Below are 1,472 nucleotides of genomic sequence, written 5' to 3'. Positions count from 1 at the left end.
CGTCAACCGGATCCCGAAACCCTCATCCATCATAGTGACAGGGGCGTTCAATATTTGTCGATCAAGTACACAGAGCGTCTCGAGGAAGCCAAAATCGATCCGTCAGTCGGTAGTGTCGGTGACAGCTATGACAATGCGATGGCCGAGACAATCAACGGTCTCTACAAGGCTGAGGTCATCGAGCACGAGGGCCCGTGGCAGGGCAAAAAAGACGTTGAATTCGCAACGCTCGAATGGGTCCACTGGTTCAATCACGAACGTCGTTTTGGGCCCATCGGATACATCGCCCCAGCAACCGCAGAAAGGAACTTCTATGACAGTCTGAACACTGTTACTCTCGCTGCAGAATAGGAACTCAATCGTCTCCGGTAAACCCGGTCTGGTTCAGGGCCTGACGGCGGACCTGTGCCGTGTCGCGCAGACCGAGGGGCATGTGGCGATCTACATTTGCAACGGGCATGGCACGTGGGAGGCGGCTTTGGCCAATGTGGTGGCACCCGGCGAAAAGGTTCTTGTCCCTGCCACGGGACGGTTTGGCCATGGTTGGGGAGAGATCGCCAATGGCCTAGGGGCCAAGGTGGAGTTGTTGGATTTCGGTAAGCAGGCACCGGTAGACATGAACCGGCTGGAGGCGGCGTTGCGGGCCGATAAGTCGCATGAAATCAAAGCTGTATTGGCAACACATGTGGATACCTCAACCTCGATCCGAAACGATATCAAAGCGATGCGAGAGGTCTTGGACGAGGTGAAGCATCCGGCCCTTTTGATGGTGGACTGCATCGCGTCGCTGGCTTGTGACCGGTTCCAGATGGATGACTGGGGCGTCGATGTCATGGTCGCGGCCAGCCAGAAGGGTCTGATGGTGCCACCGGGGCTTGGGTTTGTTTTCTTCAACGACAAGGCGGCCGCGGTGCGCCGGGGGATGTCGCAGGTCAGCCGGTATTGGGATTGGACCCTTCGGGCCGAGCCGGAGATGTTTTATCAGTACTTCGGCGGGACGGCCCCTACGCATCACTTGTACGGGCTGCGTACAGCCTTGGATATGATCCATTCCGAAGGGCTTGAGGCGATCTGGGACCGGCATGAGCGTTTGGCGCGGGCGATTTGGGCCGCCTGCGAAATATGGGGGCAGAGCGGGCCTTTGACCCTAAATGTTGCGCATGCGGCGCATCGAAGCCATGCGGTCACATCGCTTCGGATCGGTGCGCCTCACGGGACAGAGTTGCGCGCTTGGCTGGAGCGCGAGGCAGAGGTGACCTTGGGCATCGGCCTTGGTATGGCCGAACCCGGTGATCCGGAGTGGCACGGGTTTTTCCGCATGGGCCATATGGGACATGTGAATGCCCACATGGTTCTGGGAATGCTGGCGTCGGTCAATGCGGGACTGTTGGCCTTGGGCGTTCCACATGGAGCGGGGGCTTTGGATGCTGCGGCTAAGGTGTTGGCGGAAAAAGGAAATTCAGCGACGTCGG

At 58.6% G+C, this 1,472-nt stretch carries 2 protein-coding genes; both read left to right on the top strand.

The window, feature by feature from the left end:
• Nucleotides 1-351 (top strand): integrase core domain-containing protein (locus VJ956_RS14610; protein ID WP_324085776.1); only part of this gene is annotated, 351 nt, incomplete at its 5' end.
• Nucleotides 352-433: 82 nt separating this feature from the next.
• Nucleotides 434-1,472: pyridoxal-phosphate-dependent aminotransferase family protein (locus VJ956_RS14605; RefSeq protein WP_324085775.1), on the top strand; the 1,039-nt coding region annotated here is incomplete at its 3' end.

The organism is Marinobacter sp., from assembly GCF_035268745.1.
Taxonomy (GTDB): Bacteria; Pseudomonadota; Gammaproteobacteria; order Pseudomonadales; family Oleiphilaceae; genus Marinobacter.
The sequence above is the reverse complement of the archived record's forward strand: the minus strand, read 5'-3'. Positions and strand labels throughout refer to the sequence as shown.